6 protein-coding genes are annotated in these 6,468 nt (G+C 69.9%); 4 read left to right on the forward strand and 2 right to left on the reverse strand.

Annotated elements, in window-relative coordinates; all coding sequences use genetic code 11:
- On the forward strand, positions 1-592 hold a 592-nt coding region (locus VNS22_RS22980), incomplete at its 5' end, for a sensor histidine kinase (RefSeq protein WP_325736648.1).
- A 42-nt stretch (positions 593-634) separates the two neighbouring features.
- Here the strand turns inward: VNS22_RS22980 and serA are convergent.
- A complete protein-coding gene (serA, locus tag VNS22_RS22985; RefSeq protein WP_325736650.1) occupies positions 635-2,212 on the reverse strand; it encodes a phosphoglycerate dehydrogenase in 1,578 nt (525 codons plus the stop codon).
- Between the two features lie 62 nt (positions 2,213-2,274).
- On the reverse strand, positions 2,275-3,441 hold the full coding sequence (locus VNS22_RS22990; protein ID WP_325736652.1) for a phosphoserine transaminase: 1,167 nt from the start codon (positions 3,439-3,441) through the stop codon (positions 2,275-2,277).
- A gap of 253 nt (positions 3,442-3,694) precedes the next feature.
- On the opposite strand from VNS22_RS22990, the gene VNS22_RS22995 reads away from it, so the two are divergent.
- The 3 genes from VNS22_RS22995 to VNS22_RS23005 form a co-directional block, all read left to right on the forward strand.
- Entirely contained in the window at positions 3,695-4,672 is a 978-nt protein-coding gene (locus VNS22_RS22995; protein ID WP_414653418.1) for a Bug family tripartite tricarboxylate transporter substrate binding protein, read from the forward strand.
- A 15-nt stretch (positions 4,673-4,687) separates the two neighbouring features.
- Positions 4,688-5,164, forward strand: a complete 477-nt coding sequence (locus VNS22_RS23000; protein ID WP_325736656.1) for a tripartite tricarboxylate transporter TctB family protein — start codon at positions 4,688-4,690, stop codon at positions 5,162-5,164.
- Positions 5,164-6,468 (forward strand): tripartite tricarboxylate transporter permease (locus tag VNS22_RS23005; protein ID WP_325736658.1); only part of this gene is annotated, 1,305 nt, incomplete at its 3' end. The genes VNS22_RS23000 and VNS22_RS23005, both read left to right, overlap by 1 nt.

Consider the following 6,468-nt stretch of genomic DNA (forward strand, 5'->3'; position numbering starts at 1 on the left):
ATCGCGCCGCCACCAGCTGCTGCTCCACGAGATGCAGCACCGGACCAAGAACAATTTCCAGATCGTCCTGTCGATGATCTCGATTCAGGCGGCGCGGCTGCAGACGGAGAACAGCCGCGACGTGCTGGGCAAGATCGCCGACGGGATCATGGCCATGGCGCTGGCCCACGACCAGCTGGCCCCGGCGCAGGGCGGCGAGCTGGTCAACCTGCCCACCTATCTGCGCGCGCTGGTCGCCAGCATCCAAAAGCCCCTGGAGACCGTCGCCGTCGATGTCCGCGCCGACGAGCTCAGCGCGCCGATCGAGTACGCCGTCCCGATCGGCCTCATCGTCAACGAGCTGGTCACCAACAGCGTCAAGCACGGCTTCGACGAGGCCGGCGGCGCCATTCATGTCGAGCTGGTGTCCGGCCCCGGCCGCGGCGAGATCGGCCTGGAAGTGGTCGACAACGGCAAGGGCATCGACCCCACCAAGCCGGGCGGGTCGGGCCTGAAGCTCATCGAAGCGCTGGCCCGCCAGATCCGCGGCCGGATCGAGCAGGAGAGCTCGCCGGCGGGCACCCGGACCCGCCTGACCTTCACGCTCCCCTGACACTGGCCCCCGACGCGGGGTCCCCTGGCCTGACCTTTCGGCTCAGAACGCCAGCTGCTTGGCCTGGATGACGTGCGGCAGCGCCTGGATCTGCGCCAGCACGTCCGCCGGCACTGCCTGGTCGATCGCCACCAAAGCGATCGCGTCGCCGCCCGGCCGGTCGCGGCCCAGATGGAAGGTCGCGATGTTGACCTCCGCCTCGCCCAGGAGCCGGCCGAGCGCGCCGATGAAGCCCGGCTTGTCCTGGTTGCGCACATACAGGACGCTGCCGGACAGGGTGGCGTCGATCGGGATGCCGCGGATCTCGACCAGATGCGGCTTCTCCCCCTGGAACAGCGTGCCCGAGACGGTGCGCGGCCCCTTCTCCGTGACCACCTCCAGCGTGATCAGGGTCTGGTAGCCGTCGACATGCTCGTGGGTGACGGTGGTGAGCTGGATGCCGCGCGACTTCGCGAGCGCCGGAGCGTTCACCATGTTCACCGAGGCGGCGAACGGGGCCAGCAGGCCCTTGAGGATCAGCTGGGTGAGCGGCTTGTTGTTCAGCGTGGCCGCCTGGCCGGCGAAGGTGACGGTGGCCCCCTTCAGCCCGGTCTCGGTGAGCTGGCCGGCAAAGCTGCCGAGCTGCTCGGCCAGCTCCATGTAGGGCTTGAGCCGGGGCGCGTCCTCGGCCGACACGCTCGGCATGTTCAGCGCGTTGATGATCGCACCGTCCAGCAGATAGTCGGAGATCTGCTCGGCGACCTGCAGCGCCACGTTCTCCTGGGCCTCGGTGGTGCTGGCCCCCAGATGCGGGGTCACCACCACCTTCTCCAGGGCGAACAGCGGGCTCTCCCTGGCCGGCTCGGTCACGAACACGTCCAGCGCCGCCCCCCCGACATGGCCCGCCACGATCAGGTCGTGCAGCGCCTCTTCGTCCACCAGCCCGCCGCGGGCACAGTTCACGATCCGCACGCCCTTCTTGCAGGACGAGAGCCGCTCGCGGGAGAACAGGTTGCGGGTCTGCTCGGTGAGCGGCGTGTGCAGGGTGATGACGTCGGCGCGGCGGCAGAGCTCGTCCAGGTCGACCTTCTCGATGCCCAGCTCCTCGGCCCGCGCGTCCGACAGGAACGGATCGAAGCCCACCACCTTCATCTTCAGCCCGCGCGCCCGGTCGGCCACGATCGAGCCGATATTGCCGCAGCCGACGACACCCAGCGTCTTGCCGGTCAGCTCCACGCCCATGAAGCGGGACTTCTCCCACTTGCCGGCCCGGGTCGAGCGGTCGGCCGCGGGGATGTCGCGCGCCAGCGCCATCATCATCGAGATGGCGTGCTCGGCCGTGGTGGTGGCATTGCCGAACGGCGTGTTCATCACCACCACGCCGGCGGCCGTCGCCGCCTCGACGTCGACATTGTCGACGCCGATGCCGGCGCGGCCCACCACCTTGAGCCTGGTTGCGGCCTTGAGCACCTCGGCGGTGACCTTGGTGGCGGAGCGGATCGCCAGGCCGTCATACTCCCCGATGATCTCGAGGAGCTGGTCCTTGGTGAGGCCGACCTTGATGTCGGTCTCCACGCCGCGGCGCTGGAAGATCTCGACGGCGGCGGGGCTGAGTTTGTCGGCAATCAGAACTTTGGGCATGCCGAAGCCTTTCCCGGCACAAGGATGACGTCAGGGGCGGAACGGGCGCGTTGGGCCTGCGGTCAGGCGGCCTCGGCGTCCAGGCGGGCGGCGACCTCGCCGAACGCCCAGTCGAGCCAGGGCAGCAGGGCCTTGGTGTCGGACACGTCGACCGTGGCCCCGCCCCAGATCCGCAGCCCGGGCGGCGCGTCGCGATACCCGGCGATGTCGTAGGCGACCTGCTCCTTCGCGAGCAGACCCGCCAGCTCCTTGACCACCTTCTGCTGGTCGGATTCGGCCAGGGAGGCCACGCGCGGATCGGCGATCTTCAGGCAGATCGAGGTGCAGGAGCGGGTGGCGGGCAGGGCCGCCAGGAAGTCGACCCAGGCCGTGTCCGCCGCCCAGGAGGAGATCGCGGCGAGATTGGCTTCCGAGCGGGCGATCAGGCCCTTCAGCCCGCCCACCTCTTCGGCCCAGCGCAGCCCGTCCAGTGCGTCCTCGACCGCCAGCATGGACGGCGTGTTGATTGTCTCGCCCTTGAAGATGCCCTCGATCAGCTTGCCGCCCTTGGTCAGGCGGAAGAGCTTGGGCAGGGGCCAGGCCGGCTTGTAGCTCTCCAGACGCTCGACCGCGCGCGGCGAGAGCGCCAGCATGCCATGCTGCGCCTCCCCGCCCAGCACCTTCTGCCAGGACCAGGTGGTCACATCGAGCTTCGACCAGGGCAGGTCCATGGCGAACGCGGCCGAGGTGGCGTCGCAGAAGGTGAGGCCCTGGCGGTCGGCGGCGATCCAGTCACCATTGGGCACACGCACGCCCGAGGTCGTGCCGTTCCAGGTGAACACCACGTCCCGGCCGAAATCGACCTCCGTCAGGTCCGGCAGCTCGCCATAGCCGGCGGAAAGGGTGCGCACGTCCGAGAGCTTGAGCTGCTTGGTCGCATCCGTGACCCAGCCCTCGCCAAAGCTCTCCCACGCCAGCAGGTCAACACCGCGCGCCCCCAGCATCGACCACATCGCCGCCTCGAAGGCGCCGGTGTCCGATCCAGGCAGGATTCCCAGCCGGTAGTCGGCGGGAATGCCCAGCACCCGGCGGGAGCGCTCGATCACCTCATTGATGCGCGCCTTGGCCACGGCATCGCGGTGGGATCTGCCGAGCATCGCGCCTTCCAGGCCGGACAGCGACCAGCCGGGCCGCTTGGCGGTCGGGCCGGAGCCGAAGAACGGGCGGTCGGGGCGGGTGGTCGGCTTCATGAGTGAAGCGTCCTCTGTCGTCGGATGAGGTCGCGGAACCTAGGCCCGCCGATCCCGCACCGCAACATTCGCGCACCCCCTGTCCAGCCCCGCAGCGACAAGGAATTCTTCATCCTCGCCATCACCGCCGCTGAACCCGGCGCCGCCGGTCAAGCCGCTTGCCCCGACCCCGGTGCTCGAACATGCTGTGTATCCAGACAATTCGACAAGGGGCTCAGACAGGGGCTCAGGGAGGCTCGCCATGACCGTGCGGATGCGGCGCCGGACTACGCTCGCAGGGATGCTGCTGGCGGCTTGCGGCACGATTGCCATGCCACTGGCCGGTGCCGGCGCCCAGGAACCGATCGGCGCCCTCACCCTGATCGCTCCGGCCGGCCCGGGCGGCGGCTGGGACCAGACCGCGCGGGCCCTGCAGGCGGCGATGCAGCAGGAAGGCCTGGCCGGTGCGGTCACCGTCGAGAACATCCCCGGTGCCGGCGGCACGATCGGCCTCGCCCAGTTCGTCGAGCGCGAGCGCGGCCAGGGCGACGCGCTCCTGGTCGGCGGCCTCGTGATGCTGGGGGCGATCATCACCAACGGCGCCCCGGTCACGCTCGACCAGGTCACGCCGGTGGCACGGCTGACCGGCGAGTACGAGGTCGTGGTGGTACCGGCCTCATCCGAGCTGCAGACCATGCAGGACCTGGTGGCCGCCCTGAAGAACGACCCGGGTGCGGTCGCCTGGGGCGGCGGCTCGGCCGGCGGCACCGACCACATCCTGGCCGGGCTGATCGCGCAGGAGGCCGGGGTCGACCCGTCCAAGGTCAACTACGTGCCGTTCTCCGGCGGCGGCGAAGCGCTGGCCGCGGTGATGGGTGGGCATGTCGTGGCCGGGATCTCGGGCCTGAGCGAATGGGTCGGCCAGATCCAGGCCGGCACGCTGCGCGCCCTCGCGATCTCCTCGCCGGAGCGGCTGGAAGGGCTGGATGCGCCGACCCTGCGCGAGGCCGGCCTCGATCTCGATCTGGTCAACTGGCGCAGCGTGATGGCCCCCCCGGATCTCGACGAAGCCGAGCGCACTGCCCTGGTCGACCTGGTCGACAGGACGGCCAAGAGCGCCACCTGGCAGGAGACGCTCAAGAGCAAGGGCTGGGACGACGCCTATCTGCCGGCCGACCAGTTCGCCGACTTCCTCAAGGAGGAAGACGCCCGGGTGACGGGCCTGCTGCAGACCATCGGCCTGGCCAAGTAGCGGGCGGACCCTGGCATGGACGGTGAATCCGCCGCGGGCGGTCCCGCACTCCTGGCGCTCGGGATCGTCACCTTCCTGGGCGGCCTGGTCCTGGCCGTGGCGACCCTGAACCTCCCCACCCCGTCGAGCTATGCCGGGGTGGGTGCCAGGCTGTTCCCGGGCGTGGCCTCGGCGGGGCTGATCCTGGTTGGCCTGTGGCTGGCGTTCCAGGGCTGGCGGACCCGGCATGTGCCCGGCACCGGCGAGCCGGTCGATGTCGGCGCCATGGCGGTGATGGTCGGCGGCCTCATCGCCCACATGCTGCTCCTGGAGCGGGCCGGCTTCGTCATCGCCTCGACCGTCCTGTTCTTCGCCGTCACCCTCGCCTTCCGCGACCGGCGCTGGTGGCTGAACCTCGCCATCGCCCTGGTGCTGGCGCTGCTCACCCGGATCATCCTGGGCTACGGGCTGGGCCTGTCCCTGCCGACCCTCCTGCCGGGCTGGGTGATCTGATGGGCACGCTCAGCCAGCTCATGGGCGGCTTCGCCCAGGCGCTCACCTTCGCCAATATCGGCTGGTGCCTGGTCGGCACCGTGCTGGGCACGGCGGTGGGCATCCTGCCGGGCATCGGCCCTGCGCTCACCATCGCCCTGCTCCTGCCGGTCACCGCGTACCTGGATGCCACCGGCGCCTTCATCATGTTCGCCGGCCTCTATTACGGCGCCATGTACGGCTCCTCGACCACCTCGATCCTCCTGAACACGCCAGGCGAGAGCGGCTCGATCGTGACCGCGGTGGAGGGCCACAAGATGGCCAAGGCCGGCCGGGGTGCGGCGGCCCTGGCGACCGCCGCCATCGGCAGCTTCGTGGCCGGCACGATCGGCACCGCGCTGCTCACCTTCCTCGCACCACTGATCGCAGGCCTAGCCATCGCGTTCGGTCCCTCGGAATATTTCGCCATCGCCATCTTCGCGTTCGCCGCCGTGTCCTCCATGCTGGGATCCTCGCCGTCGCGCGGCCTGTTCTCCCTGTTCCTCGGCATCACCGCGGGCGTGGTCGGGATCGACAGCCTGACCGGCCAGTCCCGCTTCACCATGGGCTTTCCCAGCCTGCTCGATGGCATCTCGATCGTGGTGGTGGCCGTCGGCCTGTTCGCGGTGGGCGAGGCATTGTGGGTGGCCTCGCAGCCCTCCCTGCGCGTCCAGGAGATCGAGCCGGTGAAGGGCTCGCTCTGGATGACCCGCGACGAGTGGCGGCGCTCCTGGAAGCCCTGGCTGCGCGGCACCTTCATCGGCTTCCCGTTCGGGGCGCTGCCGGCCGGCGGCACCGAGATCCCGACCTTCGTCTCCTATACGATGGAGAAGAAGCTGAGCAGCAAGCCCGAGGAGTTCGGCAAGGGCGCCATCGAAGGCGTGGCCGGCCCGGAGGCCGCCAACAACGCCGCCGTGGCCGGCGTCCTGGTCCCGCTGCTCACCCTGGGCCTGCCGACCTCCGCCACCGCCGCGATCCTGCTGGCAGCCTTCCAGGAATACGGCCTGCAGCCCGGCCCCCTCCTGTTCCTCACCAGCGGCGATCTGGTCTGGGGCCTGATCGCCAGCCTCTATATCGGCAATCTGGCCCTGCTGGTCCTCAACCTGCCCCTGGTGGGCCTGTGGGTGCGCCTGCTCGCGATCCCCCAGCACCTGCTCTATGGCGGGATCCTCGTGTTCAGCACGCTGGGCGTCTACAGCCTGAACCGCTCGATCACCGACCTGGTCCTGCTCCTCCTGTTCGGCCTGGTCGGCTGGGTGATGCGCCGGGTCGACATCCCGGTGGCC

Origin of the sequence: Geminicoccus sp., from assembly GCF_035556675.1 — a bacterium.
In the GTDB taxonomy this organism is placed as follows: domain Bacteria; phylum Pseudomonadota; class Alphaproteobacteria; order Geminicoccales; family Geminicoccaceae; genus Geminicoccus.